This window comes from Rhodanobacter sp. UC4452_H20, assembly GCF_052978205.1.
In genome coordinates, this window is record NZ_CM129662.1 from 1,502,067 (window position 1) to 1,525,916 (window position 23,850).

Annotated in this window: 18 protein-coding genes; 7 read left to right on the forward strand and 11 right to left on the reverse strand. The window is 67.9% G+C overall.

What is annotated here, in order from left to right; translation table 11 throughout:
• The first annotated feature begins 54 nt into the window (after nucleotides 1-54).
• Nucleotides 55-594, forward strand: coding sequence for a DUF2058 domain-containing protein (locus ACVCMC_RS07300; protein ID WP_447099209.1), 540 nt, complete (start codon nucleotides 55-57; stop codon nucleotides 592-594).
• Nucleotides 595-718: 124 nt separating this feature from the next.
• On the opposite strand, the gene ACVCMC_RS07305 is transcribed toward ACVCMC_RS07300, so the two are convergent.
• The gene (locus tag ACVCMC_RS07305) at nucleotides 719-1,120 is read right to left on the reverse strand and encodes a VOC family protein (protein ID WP_447099210.1); all 402 of its coding nucleotides are present in this window, start codon (nucleotides 1,118-1,120) and stop codon (nucleotides 719-721) included.
• Nucleotides 1,117-1,518 carry an MmcQ/YjbR family DNA-binding protein gene (locus ACVCMC_RS07310; protein WP_447099211.1) on the reverse strand — a complete coding sequence of 134 codons (402 nt, stop codon included), beginning with the start codon at nucleotides 1,516-1,518 and terminating at the stop codon, nucleotides 1,117-1,119. Before ACVCMC_RS07310 ends, ACVCMC_RS07305 begins: the two co-directional genes overlap by 4 nt.
• A 199-nt stretch (nucleotides 1,519-1,717) precedes the next feature.
• On the opposite strand from ACVCMC_RS07310, the gene ACVCMC_RS07315 reads away from it, so the two are divergent.
• The 3 genes from ACVCMC_RS07315 (at nucleotide 1,718) to ACVCMC_RS07325 (ending at nucleotide 8,016) form a co-directional block, all read left to right on the forward strand.
• Nucleotides 1,718-2,320, forward strand: a complete 603-nt coding sequence (locus ACVCMC_RS07315) for a GNAT family N-acetyltransferase (protein WP_395117581.1) — start codon at nucleotides 1,718-1,720, stop codon at nucleotides 2,318-2,320.
• A gap of 89 nt (nucleotides 2,321-2,409) precedes the next feature.
• Complete coding sequence (gene mfd / locus ACVCMC_RS07320) at nucleotides 2,410-5,898, forward strand: transcription-repair coupling factor (RefSeq protein ID WP_447099471.1); 3,489 nt, start codon at nucleotides 2,410-2,412, stop codon at nucleotides 5,896-5,898.
• Nucleotides 5,899-6,255: 357 nt separating this feature from the next.
• A complete protein-coding gene (locus ACVCMC_RS07325) occupies nucleotides 6,256-8,016 on the forward strand; it encodes a diguanylate cyclase (protein WP_447099212.1) in 1,761 nt (586 codons plus the stop codon).
• A 346-nt stretch (nucleotides 8,017-8,362) separates the two neighbouring features.
• Here the strand turns inward: ACVCMC_RS07325 and ACVCMC_RS07330 are convergent, their stop codons facing one another.
• The 4 genes from ACVCMC_RS07330 to ACVCMC_RS07345 form a co-directional block, all read right to left on the reverse strand.
• Complete coding sequence (locus ACVCMC_RS07330) at nucleotides 8,363-10,633, reverse strand: thiamine pyrophosphate-dependent enzyme (RefSeq protein WP_447099213.1); 2,271 nt, start codon at nucleotides 10,631-10,633, stop codon at nucleotides 8,363-8,365.
• A gap of 39 nt (nucleotides 10,634-10,672) precedes the next feature.
• The gene (locus ACVCMC_RS07335) at nucleotides 10,673-11,179 is read right to left on the reverse strand and encodes a hypothetical protein (protein ID WP_447099214.1); all 507 of its coding nucleotides are present in this window, start codon (nucleotides 11,177-11,179) and stop codon (nucleotides 10,673-10,675) included.
• The gene (locus ACVCMC_RS07340; protein WP_395117573.1) at nucleotides 11,176-11,718 is read right to left on the reverse strand and encodes a GNAT family N-acetyltransferase; all 543 of its coding nucleotides are present in this window, start codon (nucleotides 11,716-11,718) and stop codon (nucleotides 11,176-11,178) included. The genes ACVCMC_RS07335 and ACVCMC_RS07340 overlap by 4 nt, the downstream gene beginning before the upstream one ends.
• 166 nt (nucleotides 11,719-11,884) lie before the next feature.
• A complete protein-coding gene (locus tag ACVCMC_RS07345) occupies nucleotides 11,885-13,054 on the reverse strand; it encodes an acyl-CoA dehydrogenase family protein (RefSeq protein WP_395117571.1) in 1,170 nt (389 codons plus the stop codon).
• Between the two features lie 142 nt (nucleotides 13,055-13,196).
• Here ACVCMC_RS07345 and ACVCMC_RS07350 point away from each other — a divergent pair, with 142 nt between their 5' ends.
• Nucleotides 13,197-14,072, forward strand: coding sequence for a DMT family transporter (locus ACVCMC_RS07350; protein ID WP_395117569.1), 876 nt, complete (start codon nucleotides 13,197-13,199; stop codon nucleotides 14,070-14,072).
• Here the strand turns inward: ACVCMC_RS07350 and ACVCMC_RS07355 are convergent.
• On the reverse strand, nucleotides 14,014-15,015 hold the full coding sequence (locus tag ACVCMC_RS07355) for a helix-turn-helix transcriptional regulator (protein ID WP_447099215.1): 1,002 nt from the start codon (nucleotides 15,013-15,015) through the stop codon (nucleotides 14,014-14,016). The genes ACVCMC_RS07350 and ACVCMC_RS07355 overlap by 59 nt on opposite strands.
• A gap of 94 nt (nucleotides 15,016-15,109) precedes the next feature.
• Here ACVCMC_RS07355 and ACVCMC_RS07360 point away from each other — a divergent pair, with 94 nt between their 5' ends.
• Complete coding sequence (locus ACVCMC_RS07360) at nucleotides 15,110-15,970, forward strand: NIPSNAP family protein (RefSeq protein WP_395117565.1); 861 nt, start codon at nucleotides 15,110-15,112, stop codon at nucleotides 15,968-15,970.
• Nucleotides 15,967-16,602, forward strand: coding sequence for a LysE family translocator (locus tag ACVCMC_RS07365; RefSeq protein WP_395117563.1), 636 nt, complete (start codon nucleotides 15,967-15,969; stop codon nucleotides 16,600-16,602). The genes ACVCMC_RS07360 and ACVCMC_RS07365 overlap by 4 nt, the downstream gene beginning before the upstream one ends.
• A 31-nt stretch (nucleotides 16,603-16,633) precedes the next feature.
• Here the strand turns inward: ACVCMC_RS07365 and ACVCMC_RS07370 are convergent, their stop codons facing one another.
• The 4 genes from ACVCMC_RS07370 to ACVCMC_RS07385 form a co-directional block, all read right to left on the reverse strand.
• Nucleotides 16,634-17,557, reverse strand: coding sequence for a 5'-nucleotidase (locus tag ACVCMC_RS07370; RefSeq protein WP_447099216.1), 924 nt, complete (start codon nucleotides 17,555-17,557; stop codon nucleotides 16,634-16,636).
• Between the two features lie 110 nt (nucleotides 17,558-17,667).
• On the reverse strand, nucleotides 17,668-18,429 hold the full coding sequence (locus ACVCMC_RS07375; RefSeq protein WP_447099217.1) for an NAD kinase: 762 nt from the start codon (nucleotides 18,427-18,429) through the stop codon (nucleotides 17,668-17,670).
• Nucleotides 18,430-18,584: 155 nt separating this feature from the next.
• Nucleotides 18,585-23,510 (reverse strand): NAD-glutamate dehydrogenase, encoded by a 4,926-nt coding sequence (locus ACVCMC_RS07380; protein ID WP_447099218.1) that lies wholly within the window; start codon nucleotides 23,508-23,510, stop codon nucleotides 18,585-18,587.
• Nucleotides 23,511-23,521: 11 nt separating this feature from the next.
• Entirely contained in the window at nucleotides 23,522-23,836 is a 315-nt protein-coding gene (locus ACVCMC_RS07385; RefSeq protein WP_447099219.1) for a hypothetical protein, read from the reverse strand.
• Between the last annotated feature and the right edge of the window lie 14 nt (nucleotides 23,837-23,850).

The window sequence follows — 23,850 nt, forward strand, 5'->3', positions numbered from 1 at the left end:
CCGGTCACACGCTACAATTCTCTTTAGCACTTCTGCCCGGGATCCCTCTGCCTCATGCGCAACCCCCTGCAAGAACAACTGCTCAAGGCCGGTCTGGTCAACAAGGCCAAGGCGGCGCAGGTCGTGCGCGAGCAGGCGAAGAAGCACAAGGGCAAGGGACCGGCGGCACCGAGTGCCGAGCAGGTGGAGGTGGAGCGGTTGCAGGCGGAGAAGGCCGAGCGCGATCGTGCGCTGGCGGCGGAGCGCAATGCGCAGCTGCGGCAGAACGAAGCGCACGCGCAGGTGCGCCAGATTGTCGAGGCGCACAAGGTGAAGCGCGATGGCGAGATTGCCTATCGGTTCACCGATGGCGGCACGATCAGGGATGTGCTGGTGAACGAGGCGCTGCGTGCGCAGTTGGCCAGCGGCACGCTGGTGATCGTGCGGCATGATCAGGGTTATGAATTGCTGCCGCGTGTTGCGGCCGACAAGGTATACGAGCGTGATGCGACAGCGATCGTGCTTGATCACGCGCGTAGCGAAGCCGGTAGCGGCAATGGTGCGGACGACGACTATTACAAGCAGTTCCAGGTGCCGGACGATTTGATCTGGTAGGAGCCCGCTCGCGGGCGATGCAGTTGCTTTTGCGAATCCCGAATCCCGAATTCCCGAATCCCGGCTTTCAAGGCATCGCCCGCCAGCGGGCTCCTGCAGGGACGGGGGTGGCCTCGGAGAACGGTTACGGCGGGTTACGCCGCGGTTCCAGCAGATCCCAGCCGTTGCCGTACAGATCATCGAACACCGCCACCGTGCCGTAGGCCTCATGCCGCGGCTCCTCGCGAAAGTGCACGCCTTCGGCGCGCATGCGCTGCCAGTCGCGCTGGAAGTCGTCGGTGTGCAACAGCAGGAACACGCGGCCGCCGGTCTGGTTGCCGATGCGGGAAGTCTGTTCGTCACCCTTCGCCTTGGCCAGCAGCAAGCGGGTTTCGCCGGAACCGGGCGGCGCCAGCAGCACCCAGCGCTTGCCGCCACCCATGTCGGTGTCTTCGATCAGCTCGAAACCGAGCGCGCGGGTGTACCAGGCGATCGCCTCGTCGTAGTCGGCGACCAGCAGCGCAAGTGCGCCGAGATGCTGCTTCATGGCTTGCCTGCCTTGAGCACGGGCAGCGGGCCCAGTCCGGACTGCAGTTTCTTCGTGAGCCTGGCGCGGATCAGCGTATACGCGTCGAGGATGAGCGCCTGCAGCTCCGCCGTGGCGAAACGTCGTGGTTCGGTGACCGACACCCAGCGCATCCGCGCCAGGTACGGGGCCGGAATGATGCCGGGCAGGTCGGTGAGTTCGAGGAATCGCTCGTCCGCCACCTTGAACGCCAGGCGCCCGCCCTCGCGACCATCGGCATGGGTCATGGCGAACATCTTGTCGCCCACGCTGAACACCAGGTTGTCGCCCCACTTGATGTCGCGCGTTACGCCGGGCCAGCGGCTGCACAGCCGCTGCAATTGGGCCACGGTGATGCCGCGGGGTGGCTGGTTGGTCATGCAGGCTGCTCCGCCGGGGAATCCGCATCCATTGTGGGGTGTTGCGCAGGCGCTGTCTTTGTCCTGCGGCGCATCTTGTGGCGCAACATGAATGACCGGAAGTGACGCCAAAGCTCACCTCATCATCATGATCTGTCGGCGGTTGCCCGTTGCATAATCATGCTGCATTGCACACAATACGCAAAAGTATGGAGCGCCCATGATTCCCGCGATCGACTTCGTCTCCCCCACGCCGCATGCCTCGCTGCCACCGCGAAGCAGCCTGCGCTTTGCCCGCAAGGCCCTCGCGCCGGCGGCCGGCGAGAAGGTGCGTACGCAGGACGAACGGGAGCTCACCCTGCGGGCGATCGAACCGGGTGACGTGGCGGCGATGCAGCGCTGTTTCGCCCGCCTGTCGCCGGAGGAGATCCGTCGCCGCTTCCTGCACGCGATGTCCGAGCTGCCCACGCCGATGGCGCAGCAACTGTGCCGGATCGACCCGACGCGCGAAACCGCCTTCGTGCTGATGGACGAATCCCTCCACCCGGCCGAGATGCGCGGCGTGGGGCGCATCTACGTCGACGATACCACCGACACGGCCGAGTTCTCCGTGCTGGTGGAGCATGCCTGGAGCCGCATCGGCCTCGGCGCGCTGCTGATGCAGCGGCTGGTCGACGATTGCCGGCGCCGTGGCCTGTACGAACTGTGGGGCTACGTGCTGCAGGAAAACCGGCCGATGCTGCAACTGTGCAAGGAGCTCGGCTTCACCCAGCGCGCGATTCCCGACGAACCGGGCACCATGCTGATCACCTTGAAACTGTAGGACAACTCGTCACGGCGCCATGATCGGGAGCGGCGGGCGGTGCCCGCCCCGCACGGCCCGACTGGAGCGCCGCGTTACACTTGTCGGCTATGCCCAGCCCGATCAAGCATCCTCCCCTCCCCACCACACCCAGGCAGCGCCGCTACTGGTTGCCGCCGCACGGCTCGGCACGCGCCTTGCTGCTGGCCGAGGCGGCGCGCACGCATGACGGCCTGCTGGTGGTGGTGGCGCGCGACACCCAGCGCGCACAGGCGCTGGAAGCGGAGCTGGGCATCTTTGCCGATGATCTGCCGGTGCTGCAGTTCCCGGACTGGGAGACGTTGCCCTACGACGCGTTCAGTCCGCATCCGGAGATCGTCTCGCAACGCATCGCCACGCTGTATCGCCTGCCTGGCGTCAAGCGCGGCGTGCTGGTGGTGCCGGTGGCCACGCTGATGCAGCGGATCGCGCCGCGTACCCACATCACCGGCTCCGGCCTGGTGATGTCGAAGGGTCAGCAGCTCGACCTGGCCGCCGAGCAGCGCCGACTGGAAGCGTCCGGTTACCGCCACGTGCCGCAGGTGGCCGAGCCGGGCGACTTCGCGGTGCGCGGCGCGTTGCTGGACATCTTTCCGATGGGCACCGCCGAGCCGTACCGCATCGAGTTGTTCGACGACGAGGTCGACTCGATCCGCAGCTTCGATCCCGAGACGCAGCGCTCGCAGCAGCAGGTGGAACGCGTCGAGTTGTTGCCCGCCCGCGAGTTTCCGCTCACCGAGGAAGCGGCGAAGGAGTTCCGCTCCAATCTGCGCGAGCGCTTCCCGATCGACGTGCGCCGCTGCCCGCTGTACCAGGACATGAAGGAGGGCGTCACGCCCGGGGGCATCGAGTACTACCTGCCCTTGTTCTTCCGGCAGACCTCCACGCTGTTCGACTACCTCGCCGACGACGCGCTGTTCGTGCTCGGCGAAGGTGCCGGGGAAGCCGCCGACCAGTTCTGGGCACAGACACTGGAGCGCTACGACCAGCGCGCGCATGACATCGAGCGCCCGGTACTGCCGCCAGCCGAGCTGTACCTGCCGCCGGACAAGTTGCGCGAGCAGCTCAACAAGCGCCTGCGCGTGGACGTGGTCGAGCCCGGCCACGAGCACGCCATCGACACCGGCACCCAGCCGGCGCCGGAGCTGCCGCTGAATCGCAAGGGCGAGGAGCCGGCCACCTCGCTGCGGCATTTCCTCGCCGGCTACCCGGGCCGCGTGCTGATCGCGGCGGATTCGGCGGGACGGCGCGAGGCGCTGGTCGATACGCTGGCAAGCGCGGGGCTGAAACCCGAGCACGTCGATGACTGGTCGGCCTTTCTCGCTCGTCACCCCGGTGAAAGCCGGAATGACGAACAAAACCTCCCGCGCTTCGCCATCACCATCGCACCGCTTGAGCAGGGCTTTGCACTGACCAAACCGGTGTTGACCGTGCTCACCGAGCGCGAGCTTTACGGCGAGCGCGTGCGCAACGAGCGCGAGCGCAAACGCCGGCGTGGCACGGCGCGCGATCCCGACACGATCATCCGCGATCTCACCGAACTCACCGTCGGCGCGCCGATCGTGCACGTGGATCACGGCGTGGGCCGCTACCAGGGGCTGCTGTCGATGGACGTCGGCGGCATGGCCGGCGAGTTCCTCACCATCGAATACGCCAAGGGCGACAAATTGTACGTGCCGGTCTCGCAGCTCGGCCTGGTCAGCCGCTACTCCGGCACCGCGCCGGAGCTGGCGCCGCTGCACTCGCTGGGCGGCGACGCGTGGGAGCGCGCGCGCCGCAAGGCGGCGGAGAAGGTGCGCGACGTCGCCGCCGAGCTGCTGGCGATCTACGCGCAGCGACAGGCGCGCGGCGGCGAGTCGTTGCCGATCGACCGTCAGCTGGTGGAGGAATTCGGCTCCAGCTTCCCGTTCGAAGAAACTCCCGACCAGGAAAGCGCGATCGAGGCGGTGCTGGACGATCTCGCCGCGCCGCGCGCGATGGACCGGGTGATCTGCGGCGACGTCGGCTTCGGCAAGACCGAGGTCGCGCTGCGCGCCGCCTTCGCCACCGCCACCGCCGGCAAGCAGGTCGCCGTGCTGGTGCCGACCACCCTGCTCGCCCAGCAGCACTACCGCAACTTCGCCGACCGCTTCGCCGACTGGCCGGTGCGCGTGGACGTGCTGTCGCGCTTCAAGTCGACCAGGGAAGTGAACGAGGCGCTCAAGCGCCTCGCCGACGGCCAGATCGACGTGATCGTGGGTACGCACAAGCTGCTGCAGTCGGACGTCAAGTTCAAGAACCTGGGTTTGGTGATCGTCGACGAGGAGCAGCGTTTCGGCGTGCGCCAGAAGGAGCAGCTCAAGAAACTTCGCGCCGAAGTGGACCTGCTGACGATGACCGCCACGCCGATCCCGCGCACGCTGAACATGGCGATGGCCGGCCTGCGCGACCTGTCGCTGATCGCCACCCCGCCGGCGCACCGTAGCGCCGTGCGCACCTTCATCTCTGCGTGGGACCCGGCGACGATCCGCGAGGCGCTGCAGCGCGAGCTGTCGCGCGGCGGCCAGGTGTACTTCCTGCACAACGAGGTGCAGAGCATCGAGCGCACCGTGCGCGAGCTTGAGGAGCTGGTACCCGAGGCGCGCATCCGCATCGCCCACGGCCAGATGCCCGAGCGCGAGCTGGAAGGCGTGATGGCGGATTTCCACCGCCAGCGCTTCAACGTGCTGGTGTGCACCACCATCATCGAAACCGGCATCGACATCCCCACCGCCAACACCATCATCATCGACCGCGCCGACCACTTCGGCCTGGCCCAGCTGCACCAGCTGCGCGGCCGCGTCGGTCGCTCGCACCATCGCGCCTATGCCTATCTGGTGGTGCCCGACCGCAAGTCGATCACCGCCGATGCGCAGAAACGGCTGGAGGCCCTCGCCTCGCTGGAAGAACTCGGCGCCGGCTTCACCCTGGCCACGCACGACCTGGAGATCCGGGGCGCCGGCGAGCTGCTCGGCGACGAGCAGTCCGGCCAGATCCAGGAAATCGGTTTCGGCCTGTACACCGAACTGCTCGATCGCGCGGTACGCGCGCTGAAGTCGGGCAAGGTGCCGGACTTCGATCTCAGTTCCGAGCACGAGACCGAGGTCGAACTGCACCTGCCCGCGCTGATTCCCGACGATTACCTCGGCGACGTGCACACGCGCCTGACCCTGTACAAGCGCATCGCCAGCGCCCGCAGCGAGGATGACCTGCGCGACTTGCAGGTGGAGATGATCGACCGCTTCGGCCTGCTGCCCGAACCGACGAAGCAGTTGTTCGCCGTAGCCAGCCTGAAACTGATGGCCACGCCACTGGGCATTCGCAAACTCGACTTCGGCGCCAACGGCGGCCGCATCGTGTTCCGCGAGAAGCCGGAGGTCGATCCGCTGGCCATCATCAAGCTGATCCAGACCCAGCCGCGCGTCTACAAACTGGATGGCCAGGACAAGCTGAAGGTGATCCTGGACCTGCCCGGCGCCAGCGAACGCATCCGCAGCGCACAGGACGTGCTGGCGCTGCTGGGCGCGCGTCGCCCGCGCTGAGCGCGGCAAGCTCAGACTCCTCCGTCGGCAGGGAAGCCACGACCGGGCTGCCGGAATCACCTTGCCGGCCCCGGGTGTCGGGAGTGACCCAAAGCGTCCGCTTTGGTCCCTGCAGGCCGTTCTCCTGGACCATCAGAGCATCGCCCCGCCCTCCCCGCCGCCGCCGGCCGCCTCTCCCGGCAAGCCACGACATGGCATGACCCGTGCTTGACATCCTGGCTTTACATCGTGCAGCGTTGGAGGTTGGCCTTCTTTGCACCCCTGCAGGCCAGTATCCACGGACAAATCGACTCACGGGCCACAGAAAAGCCCTGCGCGCGTGCTCCCCCGCAAGTCGCGCAGAACAGGGAAAGCCGAGTGGAGAAGCCGGTCACATTTTCAGCACGCCACCGCCAACGCATCCGCGCATGGATGCTGGGGCTCGGCTTGCTGCTGCTCGGGATCGGCGCAGCCCATGCCGACGGCATGCCGCTGAATGGGGCCTGGCAGGAAGTTGTCGCCGGTGACACGCCACAGGGCGTGATGGACGCCTACCACGCCGGCCGCATGAAGAGTTTCGACCCGTCCATGCTGCAACGCTTTCCGCGCAACGAGCTGGGCAGCTGGGTGGTGATCGCGGCGCAGCCGCCGTGGAACAACGAGGATCGCGTGCTCACCGTGTACCCGGCGCCGATGGGTGCGATCAGCGTGTTCCACGGCGACCGGGTGCATCGATTGGCGATGAACGATTTCAGCGCCCACGGCCACGGCCACGGCCGGCTGGCATGGCGCGTGCCGGCGGACCTGTCCGCATCCACGCCGATCCTGCTGCGCGTGGAACCGACGCAAACCGTCAGCGCGCCGATCCGCTTTCGCATCCTGTCGTGGGACGAGTATCTGCAGCGCGACACCCAATGGCTGGTGTTCGCCAGCATCTGCTTCGCGGTGATGCTGGCGATGGTGATGATGGCGTTGTTCTTCTCGCTGATGCTGCGCGACATCACCTACGCCTGGTATGCCGGCTACATCGTCTGCTACGCCCTGATCCAGGGCATGCAGACCGGTTTCGTGTTCCATCCGCTGCGCTGGCAATGGCTGGTCGACTCCAGCACCATGGTCGGCGCAGTGGCGGTGGCCTTGTCGGTGACGTTCGCCTCGCTGTTTATGATGCGGTTCTGCGACCTGCGCCGCCATGCCCGGCTGCTGCAGGTGCCGGTGATCGCCGTGGCCGTGGGCATGATCCAGCTGGTGCTGATGCGCTGCAGCGGCATCCCGTTGCTGGTCTCGATGGCCCAGGCCCTGCTCAACCCGTTGCTGATGATCGGCGCGCTGCTGTTGCTGGTGGCCGGGGCAATCGCCGCGCTGCGCGGCTCGCGCCAGGCCTGGTTTTTCCTCGCCGGCTGGACGCCGTTGCTGCTGCTGACCGCGCTGACCAGCGCCCAGGTCAACGGCGCCCTGCCCCGCATCGACTGGCTCAACGATCTCAGCCTCGCCGGCGGCGCCTTCGAGGCGATGGTGCTGTCGCTGGGCCTGGCCGATCGCGCGCTGCAACTGCGCCAGGATCGCGACGTGGTGCAGGTGCTGGCCGACCACGACGCGCTCACCCGCCTGCTCAACCGCCGTGCCTGGACCGAGCGTGCCGAAGCGCTGCTGGCCAGCAGCCAGGCGCCTTCGATCGCCGTGCTGTTCCTCGACCTGGATCACTTCAAGCAGCTCAACGACCACCACGGCCACAACACCGGCGACCGCGCGCTGGTGGCGGTGGCCACCACGCTCAGCGCGGAACTGCGGCCGGGCGACCTGTTCGGCCGCTACGGCGGCGAGGAATTCGTGGCAATGCTCGACGGCATCGACGCGCAGGAGGCGATGCAGGTGGCCACCCGCCTTTGCCGCCGCGTGCACCGGCTGGAGATTCCGGTGCGCGACGAGCAGCAACTGCTCAGCGTCAGCATCGGCGTGGCCATGCGCCAGCGCGGCGACACGCTCGAATTGCTGATCGACCGCGCCGACCAGGCGATGTATCGCGCCAAGCTGCGCGGCCGCAATCGCGTGTGCATGGACGAATTCGCGAACCGCTCCGCGCACGCCGCCGGCGAAAAGCGCCTGCGCGTGGTGGAGACGCGGCGCGAGGATCGCTGAAGCGCGGTGCGCCAGCCAGCGAAGGTCCGAACAAGTCGTCACCCCGGCGGAGGCGTGCGGTTGTCCAGTCACGATCCTGGCCCACTCGCGGCCGACGGTCGCGGGAGCCCGCGCGCGGGCGATGCGTTGGCTCTTACAAATCCCGATCCCGGCCCCAACGGCATCGCCCGCGAGTGGGCTCCTGCGGGAGGCGATGGCTTCGATGCCCGGTCACGGCCACCGATCCTGCCGTACTTGACCCAGCGGCGTGACGGTACGATGCCGGACAGCGACAAGCTCGACCAGCCCTTCGACTGTTGAAACGCGCCTCGCGGGAACGACGGGCAAAGACGTGGTCAGAGCATGCCTAGCCGACGAGCGCGTGCGCTGCCGCCACCACGTCGGCCTCGCCCGGAAGCACCAGCAGCGCCGCCCCGGCCAGCGGGGTGAAGGTGTCGGCGCCGACCACGCGCTTGATCGGAGTGGCGCCGCAGCCGCCTTCGACGATCGCGGTGATCACGCCCTCGCCCACGCCGGCGCTCTTGCGGCCTTCGTCCAGCACCAGGATGCGTTTGGCGGTCTTCGCCTGCGCCGCGATGAAGGCGTCGTTGAGCGGCGCCAGCCAGCGCAGGTCGACCACGCGTACCTTCCACTTCAGTTCCGCTTCGATCGTGCGCGCGGCGCGCAGCGCCATCGGCACGCCGTTGCCGAAGGTAAATACCACCAGGTCGTTCGCCGCGTCGTTGTAGATGCGGCCCTCGCCCAGCGTCATCGCCTGGTCCGGCGCCGGATAGTCGAACTGCCACTGGCCGTCGCCGGCCTCGTACAGGTCCTTGGTCATGTACAGCGCGATCGGTTCGAGGAAGGCGCACACGCGGCCGTCCACTTTCGCCAATGCCATCAGCGTGCGCAGCATCATTGCTGCGTCGTCGCCACGGCTGGGGCAGCCCACCACCAGGCCCGGAATATCGCGCAGCGCGGTGATCGAGTTGTCGTTGTGGAAATGGCCGCCGAAGCCCTTCTGGTAGCCCAGCGACGCGACCCGCATCACCATCGGGTTGCGGTACTGGCCGTTGGAGAAGAACTGCAGTGACGCCGCCTCACCGCGGATCTGGTCGCAGGCGTTGTGGAAGTACGCCAGGTACTGGATCTCCGGCAGCGGCAGCATGCCCATGTTCGCGTAGCCCTGGGCCAGGCCCAGGATCATCGTTTCATCGAGCAGCGTGTTGAACACGCGGCTGCCCTTGAAGGTCTTGTTGAGGCCCTTGGTGACGGTGTACACGCCGCCCTTCTGCGCCACGTCCTCGCCGAACAGCAGCGCCTCGGGATACTTCGCCAGCAAGTCGTGCAGGGCCTGGCCGATCTGGATCGCCAGGTGCCGCGGCGGCAGTTTCTCCGGCAGCTTCGCCTCGCCGCCGAATACGGCCAGGCGCTTCTGCGCGTAGTCGGCACGCGTGGCCTCGGCCTTCACCGCGGCCGGCGTGTACGGCGCCAGCGGGGCCATCACGTCCTCCAGCGAGGTCAGCCGATGGCGCGAATCCGCGTCCTCGGCAGCGGCGAAGCAGCGCCTGCGGGTGGCCTCGTACAGGTTCAGCAATTCATCCTTCGAATACAGGCCGGACGCCAGCGCGATGCCGGCCGAGCGCAGCAGCGGGTCGGTCGCCTCCACCGCGAACAGCTCCTCGATCGAGCGCCACTCGATCTCGAAATCGGTGCCGGCGTGGCCCATCACGCGGGTGGTCTTGAGGTGCAGGAAGGTCGGCCGGCGCGTGCCGCGGCAATGCTCCACCGCACGCTGCACCTGGGCGTAGCCTTCGGCGAGGTCCAGGCCGTTCGCGAAGAAGTAGTCGAGATTGGCACGATGCTGGTAGTTGGCCGCAATCCAGCCGCTCGGCGTCTTCACCGAGATGCCGATGCCGTTGTCCTCGCACACGAACAGCACCGGCGCCGGCAGTTTCTGGTACGCCGTCCACGCCGCGGTGTTGAACGCGGTCTGCGCAGTGGCATGGTTGCTGGAGGCATCGCCGAACGAGCAGATGGCGATGCTGTCGTCGGGAATCGGCAGCTGGTGGCCGATCCGCCGCGCCTGCTCGATCGCCACCGCAGTGCCCAGCGCCTTGGGCAGGTGCGAGGCGATCGTCGAGGTCTGCGGCAGCACCCACAGCGGCTTGCTGCCCCACACCTTGTGGCGGCCGCCGGAAGCCGGGTCGTCCTTGCTGGCGGCGAAGGACAGCGCCGAATCCATCACCGGGTCCATCCCCGGAATCTTGCGGAAGCGCTCGGCCATGAAACCGCCGGAGCGGTAATGCAGGAAGGCCGGATCGGTGTGGCGGGTCAGCCGCGCCACCATCGCGTTGCCTTCGTGGCCGGACGAACCGATGGTGTAGAACACCTTGTTCTGCACGCGCAGCACGCGCGCCATCAGGTCGAGGTGGCGCGAGATCAGCTGCGATTCGAACAGCTCGCGGAACCCGCGTGCATCCAGCGCGCTGCCCGGCAGCACCGCCTCGCCGTCACGCGGTGCGGCATGCACGTCGCCGCGCCACAGCTGCACGAACTCGATGAAGTTCTGGTCGACCACTTCGGCGCGGTTGAAGCCCTTGTGGCGGGAACTGATGGCAAACGGAATGGCGGTCATGGCGGATTCGTCAGTGGTGGCCGGCGACAACGGAGTCGCTCAGCGGGATGAAACAACAGGCAAGGGGAAAGCCGGTACCCGCAGCGCGCGCAGCACGGCGGCGCGCCGCAGATCCTTCTCGCGACCGAAACTTTCGAGCAGGCGGATCTGGTCGTCGATGCACGGTACCGGCACGGCGAGGCCGTTCACGCCGGCGAGCACCAGCTTGCCCGGCGCCACTGGCTGCCAGCGACCGTCGAGGTGGAGTTCAAGCCCGCCCATCACCTCGACCGGCGCGCCGGGAAAACGGAAGCGGGCGAAATGCGAGCGGAAGCGGTCGCCATCCGGTGGCGTGAATGCGGGTTCGCGCTGCTGCGCCCACACCTGCATCAGCGTGTCCGCATCGGCGCGCGAGGTCAGCACGTCCACGTCGGCCACGCTGACCTCGGCACCAAGCACCAACGCCGCGACGCTGCCGATCAGGCACCACGGATCGGCGCAGTGCACGTGCAGATCGGGCACCACGTCGGCCAGGGTGGCATACAGCGCGGGCGAGAGATGGCTCATGCGCGGCGGCGTTCCCAGGCTTCGCGACTCTGCCCCCAGATCTCCACCGGCAGATCCTGGAACGGTTCGGGCAGGCGGCCGGGACCGATCAGGCTTGAGCCGAGTCGGCGCGCGACGCTTTGCGATGCAAGGTTGTCCGGCGCAATGGTGTGGATCACCTCGGTCCAGCCCAACTGGGCAAAGGCCCAGTCGATCGCCGCCACCGAACCTTCCGTCGCATAACCCTTGCCCCAGGCATCGCGCAACAAGCCCCAGCCCACTTCGGTGCCGGGCCAGCCTTCCGGACACCACGGCCCGAGCCGTCCGATCCATCGGCCGCTGCTTTTCTCGATCACCGAAAACATGCCGAAGCCCTGCATCGCCCAGGCCCCCGCCATGGACAGGAAGCCGCGCCACGCCACTGCCCGTGGCTGCGGGCCACCGATGTGGCGTGCGTTCTCCGCGTCGGCCATCAGCGTCGCCCAGCCCTCGAAATCCTCCGGCCGGGTCGGGCGGAGGATGAGGCGATCGGTTTCAATGCGGATGTCTTGCCAACCCATACAACACTCCGGCCTAAGCGGCGATGCCTGGCGCCGTCACTCCGGCGAACGCCGGAGAAGCTTCACCACAGCGAAGCTGGTCATCCAGTGTTTCCGGCATGGGGAAAGGCACTGGCTCCCGGCTTTCGCCGGGATGACGAGCCGGGAAGGCACCTGGCGCCATGCCTCAGAACGCGTTGATCCCCGTCAGCTCGCGGCCGACCACCAGCTCGTGCACGGTCTCGGTGCCCTCGTAGGTGATTACCGATTCCAGGTTCAGCGCATGGCGGATGGCCGAGTGCTCGGTGGTGATGCCGGCACCGCCGAGGATGTCGCGGCACTGGCGCGCGATGTCGATCGCCATGCGGCAGTTGTTCCACTTGGCCAGCGACACCTGGGTCGGCTGCATCTTGCCGGCATCCTTGAGGCGACCGAGTTGCAGCGACAGCAGCTGCGCGGTGGTGATGCGCCTGGCCATGTCGGCCATCTTCAGCTGGATCGCCTGGTTGGAGGCGAGCGGCTTGCCGAACAGCATGCGCTCGGCGGTGTAGTCGAGCACTTCCTTCAGGCAGGCCTGCGCCGCACCGATCGGACCCCAGGTGATGCCGTAGCGCGCCTGGGTCAGGCAGCCGAGCGGGCCCTTCAGGCCCTTCACGTTCGGCAGCCGCGCGCTGTCCGGCACGCGCACGTTGTCGAAGAACAGCGCGCTGGTGACCGAGGCGCGCAGGCTCATCTTCTTGTGGATTTCCTGCGCCTTGAAGCCGGCCGTGTCGGTCGGCACCACGAAGCCCTGGATGCCGTCGTCGGTCTGCGCCCAGACGATCGCGATGTGCGCCAGGTTGCCGTTGGTGATCCACATCTTGGCGCCGTTGATAACCCAATCGCCGCCGTCCTTCTTCGCGTTGGTCTTCATGTTGGCCGGATCGGAGCCGCCATGCGGTTCGGTCAGGCCGAAGCAGCCGATCACTTCGCCGGCCGACATCCGCGGCAGGTACTGCTGCTTCTGCTCCTCGCTGCCGTAGGCGAAGATCGGGTACATGCACAGCGAGCTCTGAACCGAGGCGAAGCTGCGCAGGCCCGAATCGCCGCGCTCCAGCTCCTGGCAGATCAGGCCGTAGCTGACGCCGTTCATGCCGCCGCCGCCGTACTGCTCGGGGATCGTCGCGCCGAGCAGGCCCAGACCGGCGATCTCGGGGATCAGCTCCTTCGGGAAGCGGCCCTGGTCGAAGCAGTCGCCGATGATCGGCAGCACGCGCTCGTCGACGAAGCGGCCGACGGAATCCTGCACCATGCGCTCCTCGTCGCTGAGCAGCGCGCGGACATCGTACAGATCGAGCGGATTCAGACGGACAGCCATGGAAGCTCCAGAGGGGGCGCGTAAAAGCCGGTATTGTAGCGCGACCCATGCGCCCGCACAGGCCGGGCGGCCCCGACGGGTGCGTATGGAGCGCGCCTGTCCCGGCCCCTCTCTCCGCCGCACATCTGCCCCCCGAAAATCCATGTTCAAAGGTGTCTTGCTCGGCTTCATGGCTTTTGCCGCCTTCGCCGCCAGCGACGCGTTCGTGAAGTCGCTGCGCGGCTCGCTGCCGGCCTACGAGGCCGTGTTTTTCGGCGCCGCGCTGGGGCTGACGGCCCTGCCCTTCATCAAGGGAAGCGACGACCGCTGGCGCGACGTGGTGCGGGCGCAGCGCCCCGGCCTGTGGCTGGTACGTGCGCTCGCCAGCGCGATGGGCAGCATCGCGGCGGTGATGGCGTTCACCGCGCTGCCGATGGCCGAGGCGTTCGCGCTGATCTTCCTGCTGCCGATCTTCGTCACCATCCTGTCGGTGCTGGTGCTGAAGGAAGCCGTGGGCTGGCGCCGCTGGTCGGCGGTGGTGGCCGGTTTCGTCGGCGTGCTGGTGGTGCTGCGGCCGGGCTTCCGCGTGCTGGGCATCGGGCATCTGGCGGCGATCGTGTGCGGGCTTTCCGGCGCCGTCTCGATGATCGCGCTGCGCATGGCCGGGCCGCACGAGAAACGCGTCACCTTGTACGGCGCCGGCATGGTCGGCTCGATGCTGGTGGCCGGCCTGCTGATGCTGGCCAACTTCCGCTGGCCGGACCTCGCCCAGTGGGGCCTGCTGCTGGGCTACGGCCTGCTCGCCGCACTCGGCTCCGTGCTGCTGATGCTGGCCACGCAAATAGCGCCGGCGAACCACGTCGCACCAACCCAGTACAGCCAGATGCTGTGGGCCGTGCTGCTCGGCTACGTGGTCTTCCATGACCGGCTGGACTGGCCCATGGCGACCGGCATCGCGATCATCCTGGGCGCCGGCCTGTTCACCTTCGTGCGCGAGGAGCAGGTGACGCGCTGGTGGAAGCGCGTACGGATGATCTAGCCAGCTTCTGCAGGCGCACGGCGCAGCGCGCCAGCTCGGCACGCAATGCCGATGGCGTGCGAATCTCGAAGTCGAACGGCACCGCGGCGAGCTGGCGGGCAAACCAGGCCAGGTCATCGGCGCTGCTGCGCAACAACACGCCGCGATCCAGCGGCTCCAGCAGGCCAAAACCCAGCGAGAACGCGTGCCGTGCGGTCGGCAGGTCCGCATGCAGCAACACCTCGATGTCGCGGCCGCGTGGCATGCCGGCGATGCCCTGCACCAGATGCTCCAGCGCATCGAAATCGTCGGGCCGCTCGAAATGGTGGTCCAGCAAGGTCACCTGGCCCATCCGGTCCAGCCGGAACGAGCGCAGCCCGTGGCGCAGTTGGCACATGCCCAGCGCGTACCAGGCACCGCCGCGCCAGGCCAGGCCGTACGGATCGAACTCGCGTTCGGTGTGGCTGCCCTGGGCCGAGTCGTAACTCATGCGCACCCGCTGCTGCGCCTGCGCCGCGGTGGTCAGCGTGATCAGCGCGGCGTTGCTGGTCGGCATGATTGTGGCCGGCAGCATATCGACCTTGACCGTATCGGCGATCGCGCGCACGTGGCGCTTCAGGCCATCGGGCATCACCCGCGCCAGTTTCGCCTGCACGCTTTCCACCGCCGGCGCCGCCTCGGCCAGGCCCAGTCCGCGCGCCGCCACCATGCCCACCGACAGCGCCACCGCCTCGTCGTTGGTGAACATCATCGGCGGCAGCCTGAAGCCGGCGACCAGCATGTAGGCACCGTGGCGGCCGCGCTCGGTGGTGAGCGGGATGCCGAGGTCCTCCAGCATCACGATGTAGCGCCGCAGCGTGCGCACGTCGACGCCGACCCGGCGCGCCAGTTCGGGGCCGCTCATGCGGCCGTGGCTCTGCAGCAGGTCGAGCACCGCCAGCACGCGCGTGGTGGGTTTGGCCATGGCGGCCATGGTAGCGACAAATCAGGGCGCAATTTGCCCTGTATGGGTTTTAGCGTGTGTCCTGCGCCACCCGGCGTCCAGGCCAGGGATACCCATGAACCACTTCAAGCGACTGTTACCCGGCATCGTCGCGGGCATCGCGCTCGGTGCAGCCATGTCGGCACACGGCAAACCCGCGAACGAGGCCCCCATGATGGAAAGCGTGCAGCACCTCAAGGACTACCAGGTCGTCGAATTCCGCCGCTACGTCACCGCAGACGGCGAGCTGGCGCACTTCGTCAAGTACTTCGACGCGTATTTCCCGGAGGCCTTCGAGCAGCTGGGCGCGATGGTGTTCGGCCAGTTCACCGAGCGCGGGCAACCGAACCGCTTCACCTGGCTGCGCGGCTTCCACGACATCAATGCACGCCCGATCGTCAATGCGGCGTTCTACTACGGGCCGCTGTGGAAGGAACACCGGATCAAGGTCAACGCGATCCTGCCGGACAGCGACAACGTGATGCTGCTGCGCCCGCTGCATCCGGAACACGGCATCAGCGTGCTGCCGGCGGTCGACCCGGTGACCGAGGAGCGCGGCGCGCAAGGCATCGTGGTGGCGCAGATCTTCGCGGTGAAGAAAGGCAGCGAGGAGGCCTTCGCGAAACAGGCCGAGGCCGCGTTCGCCGGCTACCGCATCGAGGGCGTGCACCCGGCCGGCGTGCTGGTGTCGCTGGATGTGCCGAACAACTTCCCGCAGTTGCCGATACGCACCGACGGTCCGTTCCTCGTATGGCTCGGCGTGGTTCGCGACAACGCAACGCTGGATGAGCGACTCGCGCCACGGCTGGCCGCGGCCGAACGCACGCTCGCCGCCAGTGGCCTCCTGCGCGGCGCGCCGGAACGCGTGGTGATGGACCCGACCCCACGCTCGCGCCTGCGCTGGCTTGCCGGCGCGGGCGCCGGGGTTTCACCATGAACCACGTCGAGCAACTGTGGCTGTTCTTCGCACTGGTCTTCGGCATCATGGTGCTGCCCGGCCTGGACATGGCCTTCGTGCTGGGCAGCACGCTGGCAGGCGGCCGCCGCCGCGGCTTCGCTGCGCTGGCCGGCATCGTCGCTGGCGGCGTGTGCCATGTCGTGATGACCGCGCTGGGCATCAGCGTGCTGCTGGAATTGGTCCCTGGTGCATTCAACGCGCTGCTGCTGGCCGGCGCGCTGTACATCGCCTGGATCGGCCTTTCGCTGATGCGCAGCGACGCCGCGCCGGCCCTGCAGCCGGATGCCTCGCGGCGCTCGCACGCGGCGACGTTCCGCCAGGGCATGCTGACCTGCCTGCTCAACCCCAAGGCCTACCTGTTCATGCTGGCGGTCTTTCCGCAGTTCCTGCGCCCGGAGCATGGCCCGATCGCGATGCAGGCGCTGGTGCTGTGGCTGATCATCGCGCTCAACCAGCTGTGCGTGTACGGCGGACTGGCGCTGATGGCCGACCGCGCCCGCGCATGGCTGCAAGGCAAGCCGAAGGCCGGAATGCTGGCGACCCGCTGCGTGGGCGCCTTGCTGATCGCCGCGGCCATGTTCACCGGGTTCGAGGGATGGCGCGGCGCGTAAGCCGGCGCGCCATTCGCTGCCGGCACCGCGCTCAGCGGTTGCTGACCCCGTGCGGCACGTGCCCGGTCGCCACGTGCTTGCGCGCGGACTCCACGTTCGCCGGCGAGTCGTCGAAGAAGATGTCGGCGCCGAACGCGTCGAGGAACGGCCCCTTGTCGCGGCCACCGAGGAACAGCGCCTCATCGATGCGCACGCCCCACTTGCGCAAGGTGAGGATGACGCGCTTGTGCGCGGGCGCGGAACGGGCGGTCACCAAGGCGGTGCGGATCGGCGAGTCCTCGGCCGGGAACGCGGTCTGCAGGTGATGCAGCGCGGTGAGGAAGCCGCGAAACGGACCCACCGACAGCGGCTCGGCGGCGTGTTCGGTTTCGCTGCGATGGAAGGCTTCCAGGCCTTCCTCGCGCGAGACACGCTCGCCCTCATCACCGAAGATCACGGCGTCGCCGTCGAACGCGATGCGCAGTTGCTCGCTCATGCGCGGCGGCGCGGTGCTGGGCAGGATCGTCGCCGCAGCCACGCCGGCGGCCAGCGCGCGGCCGACGTCCTCGGCGTTGGCCGAGAGGAACAGGTCGGCCTTGAACGGCGCGATGTAGTCGGAGGTGGGCGCGCCACTGGTGAACGCGGCGCGGCTGATTTCCAGGCCGTAATGCTGGATCGCGTTGAAAATGCGCAGGCCGGTGTCACCGGAGTTGCGCGACAGCAGGATCACCTCGACCGGCGGCACGTCGCCGGCCAGCTTGTTGAGGCCCAGCAGCTTCTGCACCAGCGGGAACGCCACGCCGGGTTGCAGGATCTCGTTCTCATGGTCGATCTGGAACGAGCGGTAGGCGTCGAGGCCGTCGCGCTCGAACAGCGCGTGGCTGTCGCCGAGGTCGAACAGCGCGCGCGAGGAGATGGCGACGACCAGGCGGTTGTCGGTGGTGGATACGGGATCGTGAACGGTTGGCTGGCTCATGCCGCGAATCTACCGCAAAGGGCGAGGAGTGAGTGCAGAGGAGTGAGGAGTGAGAGCGAGCAACAGCGGAGTCGGCCTTCTCTCACTTCTCACTCCTCTCCACTCACCTCTCATTCCGCGGCGAACTGCTCGTCCAGGATGCGCTGCTCCAGGTTGTGCTCCGGGTCGAACAGCAGGCGCACGCCGCGTCCTTCGGCCTGGCGCACGACCACCTCGCGCACGTCGCGCACTTCATGGAAATCGGCGGTGGCGCTGACCGGACGCTTGCCCGGATCGAGGATGCGCAGCGTGACCTGGGTACGGTGCGGCAGGATCGCGCCGCGCCAGCGGCGGGGGCGGAAAGGACTGATCGGGGTGAGTGCGAGCACGTTCGCGTCCAGCGGCAGGATCGGCCCGTGCGCGGAGAGGTTGTAGGCGGTGGAGCCCGCCGGCGTGGCGACCATGATGCCGTCGCAGACCAGGTTGGGCAGCTTCACCGTCTCGTTGAGTTTCACTTCCAGGTGCGCGGCCTGATTGCTCTGGCGCAGCAGCGACACCTCGTTGAACGCCTGCGCCTGATGGCTGGCGCCGTCCGCATCGGTGACCAGCATCTCCAGCGGATGCAGCTCCGCCGCGTGCGCGCGCGCCACCCGCTCGGGCAGGCCATCGAGCTTGTGCTTGTTCATCAGGAAGCCGACCCGCCCCAGCTTCATGCCATACACCGGCACGTCCAGCGCGTGGTGCAGGTGCAAGGTGCGCAGCATGAAACCATCGCCACCCAGCGCCACGATCAGCTCCGCCTCGACCGCCGGCACGTCACCGTACCGCTCCACCAGCTTGCGCCTCGCCTGCTGGGCGACACTGGTGTCACTGGCGACGAAGGCGATGCGCATGGGAGGCCGGGAATAGGGAATAGGGAATCGGAAGAGCCGGCAAGCCGACCGTTCCGATCATCCCTGCAACGCGCGCATCAGATCAAGCCTGCTCGCCGCCGCCTTTGCCATTCGCTATTCCCTACTCCCTATTCCCTATTCCCTATTCCCTGCCCTCAACCCACCGGCACCTGTGCCAGCTGGGCCAGGCGACGGACGGCGACCGAGGCGATCGGGTAGTCCGCGTTCTGGGTGAGGATTTCCGCCAGCATGTTGCGGGTGTGCTGCAAGGTGGCGTCGTCGCGTTGCAGCCAGGCCTGCACCGGCGAGAGGTCGCCAGTGGCGCCGGCCATGCCGAGCACCTGCAGCGCCAACGCACGATGCTGGTGGCTCAGTTCGTCGAGCAGCGAGCCGCGTGCCTGCGCATGCCAGTGACCTTCCACCGGCAAGGCCTCGATCTGGCCGCGCAGCCACTCGAGATCCAGCACTTCGCCCAGTTCGAAGAACACCCGCGCCACCTTTTCCATCGGCTGCCCGCTCTGCTGCACGACTTCGACCATGTCCAGCGCGGCGCGCAGGTCCGGCATGCGGGCCAGTCGCTGGCCGAGCTCGGCCGGCATGCCCAGGCCTTCCCATTTCTCCTGGGTGCAGGCGAAGTCGCCCTTGCCGGTGGGCGTGAGCACCTCGGGCAGTACCTGGCGCAGGGCGGAAACGCCTGTCTGATAGCGCGCCACGTTTTCGGCAATGTCGAGCGAGCCGCCGGGGCGGTTGAGCAGCCAGCGAGTCATGTGGCGCAGCAGCGACCAGACCTGCTTCACTGCATCGACCTGGGTGTCCTCGGCGACCTTGCTGTCCAGCGCCTCGATCTGCGCCCACAGCTGGCGCGCATCGAGGATCTCGCGCGCTGCCGTGTACGCCTTGGCGATCGCCTCGGGACCTTTGCCGGTGTCCTCCTGCATGCGCATCATGAAGGTGGCGCCCATGCGGTTGATGGTCGAGTTGGTCACCGCCGTGGCGATGATCTCGCGCTTCAGCCGATGGCGCTGCATGTGCTCGGCGTACTTCTCGTGCAGCGGCGCCGGGAAGTAGCGCACCAGCTCCTTGGACAGGTAGGGGTCTTCCGGCACGTCGGAGTCCAGCAGTTGCTGGAACAGGCGCATCTTGTCGTAGGACAGCAGCACGGCAAGCTCCGGCCGGGTCAGGCCCAGGCCGCGGCTCTTGCGCTCGGCCAGCTCGGCCTCCGACGGCAGGTTCTCCACCTGGCGATCCAGCGCACCCTCGTTCTCCAGCGTCTTGATGAAGTGCGCCATCGAGCCGATGCGGCCGATCGACTGGTGCTCCATCAGCGTGATCGCCTGGTTCTGCCGGTAGTTGTCCCACAACACCAGCTCGGCCACTTCGTCGGTCATTGCCGCCAGTTGCGTGTTGCGGGCATCGAAACTCAGCTCGCCGCGCTGCACGGCGTCGTTGAGCAGGATCTTGATGTTGACCTCGTGGTCGGAGGTGTCCACGCCGGCGGAGTTGTCGATGAAGTCGGTGTTGAGCAGCACGCCCTTCTGCGCCGCCTCGATGCGGCCTTTCTGGGTCATGCCCAGGTTGCCGCCCTCGCCGATGATCTTCGCGCGCACCTCGGCGCCATCGATGCGCAGGCCGTTGTTGGCACGGTCGCGCACGTCGGCGTGGGTTTCGCTGCTGGCCTTGATGTAGGTACCGATGCCGCCGTTCCAGAGCAGGTCGACCGGCGCCTTGAGCACCGCGCTGAGCAGATCGTTCGGCGCCAGGTGTTCCACGTCGGGCTTCAGGCCCAGCGCGACGCGCACCTCGGGCGAGATCGGGATCGACTTGGCGCTGCGCGGGTAGACGCCGCCGCCGGCGGAGATCAGCGACTTGTCGTAGTCGTCCCAGCTCGAGCGCGGCACGTCGAACATGCGCTTGCGCTCGACGAACGAACGGGCCGCGTCGGGGTTCGGGTCGAGGAACACGTGGCGATGGTCGAACGCCGCCACCAGCCGGATGTGCTCGGACAGCAGCATGCCGTTGCCGAACACGTCGCCGGACATGTCGCCGATGCCGACGCAGGTGAAATCCTCGTTCTGGCAATCGCGGCCGAGTGCGCGGAAGTGGCGCTTGACCGACTCCCACGCACCGCGCGCGGTGATGCCCATGCCCTTGTGGTCATAGCCGTGCGACCCGCCGGAGGCGAACGCGTCGCCCAGCCAGTAGTTGTGCTCGATCGAGATGGCGTTGGCGATGTCGGAGAACTTCGCCGTGCCCTTGTCGGCGGCCACCACCAGGTAGGGGTCGTCCGCGTCGTGGCGCACCACGTCGTGCGGATGCACCACCTTGCCCTCGACCAGGTTGTCGGTGATGTCGAGCAGGCCGTTGATGAAGAGCTTGTAGCAGGCGATGCCCTCGGCCAGCACCGCGTCGCGGTCGCCGTCGGGGGACTTCTTGACGAAGAAGCCGCCCTTGGAGCCGACCGGCACGATCACCGTGTTCTTCACCATCTGCGCCTTGACCAGGCCCAGCACCTCGGTGCGGAAATCCTCGCGGCGGTCGGACCAGCGCAGGCCGCCGCGGGCGACCGCGCCGAAGCGCAGGTGGATGCCTTCCACGCGCGGGGCGCACACCCAGATCTCGCGGTACGGCACCGGCTTGGGCAGCTCGGCGACCTGGTGCGAGTCGATCTTGTAGCTGATGTAGTCGCGGTACGCGCCCTCCCACTGCTGGAAGAAACTGGTGCGCAAGGTGGCGCGGATCAGCCCCACGAAGCTGCGCAGGATGCGGTCCTCGTCGAGGCTGGCCACGTTCTCCAGCAGCACGCCGATGGCAGCTTCCACGACCTTGACCTGCTCGGCGCGCGGACGCGCCAGCGCGGCGCCCAGCTCGTCGATCAGGCCGGGCTGCGCGGCCTGCACGTTGGCCGGGATCAGCGTGCGCATCTCCACCGCCAGGGTGGCCCCGGCGATCTTCAGCTCGTCGGGCGAGAGCGCCTCGCGACGCGGGTCGAACTTGGCCAGGAACAGCTCCACCAGCAAGCCGGCGATCGCCGGATAGCGGTTGAGCGTCTCCTCCATGTACGCCTGCGAGAAGGTCACGCCGGTCTGCAGCAGATACTTGCTGTAGCCGCGCAGCATCGCCACCTGGCGCCAATCGAGCTTGGCGCCGAGCACCAGCCGGTTGAAGCCGTCGTTCTCCGCAGCGCCGCGCCAGACATGCTCGAACGCATCCTCGAACAGCGCGCCGACCTGCTCCACGCTGAAGGCGAGCTTGCCGGTGGGCTGCACGTCGAAATCCTGGATCGACAACGGCGTGTCGCCGGGGATCTCGTAGACATGCTCGGTGAGCACGCGCAAGCCGAGGTTCTCCAGCTGCGGCAGGACCTCGGACAGCGAGATGTCGCTGCCGTTGCGGTACACCTTGAAGCGCAGCGACTCGGGGTTCTGCGGCGGGTGGTAGAACGACATGCGGATGCCGTGCTCGCCGCTCAGCTGCGACAACTCGTGGATGTCTTCCGCGGCCACCGCCGGGCTGACGTCCTCGACGTAGCCGGCCGGCAGCGCGCGGGCGTAGCGGTTGGCCAGCACCACGCCCTCGTGTTCGCCGCGCAGGCGCACCAGCGCGTCGCGCACCTCGTCGTGCCAGTTGCGCACGATCGCGGCCACGGCGTGCTCCAGTTCGGCGACGTCGCAGGCAGGCTGGTCGCCGATCTTCGGCCGCATCACGATGGTCAGCCGCGCCAGCGCCGACTCGCCCATCTCCACCGAGGAATCGCTCTGCACCGCGTGCAGCGCCATGCCCAGCGTGGCTTCGATGCGTTCGCGCACCGAAGTGTTGAAGCGGTCGCGCGGCACGAACACCATGCAGGTGAAGAACCGCCCGTAGCGGTCGCGGCGCACGAACAGCCGCGTGCGTGCGCGCTGGCGCAGTTCGAGAATGCCCATCGAGGTGTTGAACAGCTCCTCCTCGGTGCCCTGCAGCAGCTCCTCGCGCGGCAGCGTTTCCAGGATGTGGCGCAGCGACTTGCCGGAGTACGAATCGCGCTTGAGGCCCGAGCGGGCCAGCACCGCCTCGACCTTGTGCCGCACCAGCGGCACCTCCTGCGGGCGCGCCATGTAGGCGCTGGAGGTGAACAGGCCCAGGAAGCGCTGCTCGGCGACCGCGCGGCCATCAGGCCCGAACTGCAGCACGCCGATGTAGTCCATGTAGCCGGGGCGATGCACGTGCGAGCGCGCGTTGGTCTTGGTCAGGATGATCGCGTCGGTGGCGCCGGACTGCGGCAGCTCGCTGGCGGCCAGGGTGCGCAGCGAACGCGGGGCCAGCGAGCGGTCGGTCTTGCGCAGGATGCCCAGGCCCGAGGCTTCGCGCGAACGCAGCACGCGGTCGCCGTCGGCATCGACCACCTCGTATTCGCGATAGCCGAGGAAGGTGAAGTTGTCCTCCGCCAGCCAGCGCATGAAGGCAGCCGCTTCCTTCGCCGAGGCCTCGTCCAGCGGGATCTTGCGCTGCGGCAGCTCGGCGGCGATCGCCAGCGCCTGCTCGCGCATCGCGCTCCAGTCGTTGACCGCGGCGCGCACGTCTTCCAGCGCCGCCTCGACCTGCGCCTTCAACTGCTCCTGCTCGGCGGCGTCGGCCGGGCGGTCGATCTCGAAATGCATCACCGACTCGGCGTGACCCTGCTTGCCGCCCAGCTCCTGCAGCGCGCCGGCGGCGTCGCGCGAGACGGTCAGCACCGGGTGGATCACCGCGTGGATCTGCAGGTTGGTCGACACCACCATGCTCACCGTGTCGATCAGGAACGGCATGTCGTCGGTGACCACCTGCAGCAGGCTGCGCCCGGCGTGGAGGTCCGCGGGGCTCAGCACGCGCACCGCGGCGCGACCGGCCGGGCGCTGCTGCATGAACTCCAGCAGGCTGCCGACCAGCGCCGCCCACTGCACCGGCGTGTGCAGCTGGACATCGCTGCCGGCGACCCGTGCGAAGAAGGCGGTGCAGAACACCTCGGCCTGGGTCAGGCGCTGGGGCGACATGCCGCTCTTTTTCAGCTCGGCGAGCACTACGGACGGGAGGGAGGGGTCATTTGCCGCAAGGGTCGCATTCATGGCATCTGCTGTTAGTTGGACGGAGGTGGGAAGGGCCGCGATAAATCCTCGGAAGGATACGCCGCGGCACCTCCCGAATCCACCCGCGCGCGGGCCGGGGCGAACGTCTGCGAGGCGCCGCACGCGGCGCGGATGATCCGCCGCGCAACGCGGCCCGCGCGGATGTCGAACAATGTGTCGAACGGCGTGTCGAACGGCGCGTGGCGCGGCGGCGGATATTCATCGACCGCTGCCTCCGACCATGCGAGGTTGCGCGCGCGACCCGCGCTGGAAACGACGCCGCCGGAAAATGTATACTGCGCAGTCCAGTTTGTACGTTGTGACATCTCCGAAGCGCCGC

Coding starts and splice junctions, on each gene's coding strand:
- ACVCMC_RS07345 (WP_395117571.1), bottom strand. CDS start 13,054: ATGGCTGTCCGTCTGAATCCGCTCGATCTGTACGATGTCCGCGCGCTG.
- ACVCMC_RS07380 (WP_447099218.1), bottom strand. CDS start 23,510: ATGAATGCGACCCTTGCGGCAAATGACCCCTCCCTCCCGTCCGTAGTG.
- ACVCMC_RS07375 (WP_447099217.1), bottom strand. CDS start 18,429: ATGCGCATCGCCTTCGTCGCCAGTGACACCAGTGTCGCCCAGCAGGCG.
- ACVCMC_RS07385 (WP_447099219.1), bottom strand. CDS start 23,836: ATGTCACAACGTACAAACTGGACTGCGCAGTATACATTTTCCGGCGGC.
- ACVCMC_RS07305 (WP_447099210.1), bottom strand. CDS start 1,120: ATGAAGCAGCATCTCGGCGCACTTGCGCTGCTGGTCGCCGACTACGAC.
- ACVCMC_RS07330 (WP_447099213.1), bottom strand. CDS start 10,633: ATGACCGCCATTCCGTTTGCCATCAGTTCCCGCCACAAGGGCTTCAAC.
- ACVCMC_RS07340 (WP_395117573.1), bottom strand. CDS start 11,718: ATGGGTTGGCAAGACATCCGCATTGAAACCGATCGCCTCATCCTCCGC.
- ACVCMC_RS07310 (WP_447099211.1), bottom strand. CDS start 1,518: ATGACCAACCAGCCACCCCGCGGCATCACCGTGGCCCAATTGCAGCGG.
- ACVCMC_RS07350 (WP_395117569.1), top strand. CDS start 13,197: ATGTTCAAAGGTGTCTTGCTCGGCTTCATGGCTTTTGCCGCCTTCGCC.
- mfd (WP_447099471.1), top strand. CDS start 2,410: ATGCCCAGCCCGATCAAGCATCCTCCCCTCCCCACCACACCCAGGCAG.
- ACVCMC_RS07370 (WP_447099216.1), bottom strand. CDS start 17,557: ATGAGCCAGCCAACCGTTCACGATCCCGTATCCACCACCGACAACCGC.
- ACVCMC_RS07315 (WP_395117581.1), top strand. CDS start 1,718: ATGATTCCCGCGATCGACTTCGTCTCCCCCACGCCGCATGCCTCGCTG.
- ACVCMC_RS07360 (WP_395117565.1), top strand. CDS start 15,110: ATGAACCACTTCAAGCGACTGTTACCCGGCATCGTCGCGGGCATCGCG.
- ACVCMC_RS07355 (WP_447099215.1), bottom strand. CDS start 15,015: ATGGCCAAACCCACCACGCGCGTGCTGGCGGTGCTCGACCTGCTGCAG.
- ACVCMC_RS07335 (WP_447099214.1), bottom strand. CDS start 11,179: ATGAGCCATCTCTCGCCCGCGCTGTATGCCACCCTGGCCGACGTGGTG.
- ACVCMC_RS07300 (WP_447099209.1), top strand. CDS start 55: ATGCGCAACCCCCTGCAAGAACAACTGCTCAAGGCCGGTCTGGTCAAC.
- ACVCMC_RS07365 (WP_395117563.1), top strand. CDS start 15,967: ATGAACCACGTCGAGCAACTGTGGCTGTTCTTCGCACTGGTCTTCGGC.